Below are 838 nucleotides of genomic sequence, written 5' to 3' on the forward strand. Positions count from 1 at the left end.
CTAAGAGCGTCTAACAAAACCATCGTTCGATGAAGCGCCAGACGATGAGTGCTGCGGCCAGGGTCGAGAAGGCGAGATGGATGTCGGCCCGTCGCTCGTAACGGATGGCGAGGCGGCGGAACTGGGCAAACCAAGCCAGCGTCCGTTCGACGACCCACCTGTGCCGTCCCAATCGCTGGCTGCTCTCGATCCCGCGCCGCGCGATGCGGTGCTGGATGCGACGGCGGGTGAGCGCCTGACGACAGCGGCGGTGATCGTAGGCTTTGTCGGCATGCAGCCGGGACGGCCGTTTGCGCGGCCGCCCCCAGCACGGGCGGATCGGCGGGACGGCATCCACGACTGCCTCCAGCATCCGGCTATCATGCACGTTGGCGCCCGTCAGCTTCAGCGCGAGAGGGATGCCCTGCGCATCGGTGAGGACGTGGCGCTTCGTGCCCGGTTTGCCGCGATCGGTCGGGTTCGGGCCCGTCGCCGGGCCCCCCTTTCGGCCGCAATCGAGGCGCTGTCGAGCGAGGCACGGCTGAAGTCAATGCCGTTCCGGCGGCCGAGCCGATCGAGCAATACCTGCTGCAGGCGGTCCCATACCCCGACCTTCTGCCAGTCGCGCAAGCGCCGCCAGCAAGTCATACCCGAACCGCAGCCCATCTCTTGAGGCAGCAACTCCCAGGGCGTGCCCGACCGCAGCACGAACAGGATGCCCGTCAGCGCCGCGCGGTCAGATGTTCGCGGGCGACCGCCCTTCGGCTTGGCCGGCTCGGGCGGCAGCAACGGTGCAATCACGGCCCACAGGCCATTGGGTAGAAGCTCTCTCGCCATCCCGTTCTAACGCGCCACAACC

At 67.8% G+C, this 838-nt stretch carries 1 protein-coding gene; it reads right to left on the reverse strand.

All coding sequences use genetic code 11. The features are described 5' to 3' along the window. Positions 1 to 10 precede the first annotated feature (10 nt). A protein-coding gene (locus tag DT057_RS35085; RefSeq protein ID WP_128566579.1) for an IS5 family transposase occupies positions 11 to 816 on the reverse strand; the annotation gives its coding sequence in 2 pieces (ribosomal slippage) (positions 11 to 486 and positions 486 to 816; 807 coding nt in all). Between the last annotated feature and the right edge of the window lie 22 nt (positions 817 to 838).

The organism is Methylobacterium crusticola, assembly GCF_003574465.1.
Taxonomy (GTDB): Bacteria; Pseudomonadota; Alphaproteobacteria; order Rhizobiales; family Beijerinckiaceae; genus Methylobacterium; species Methylobacterium crusticola.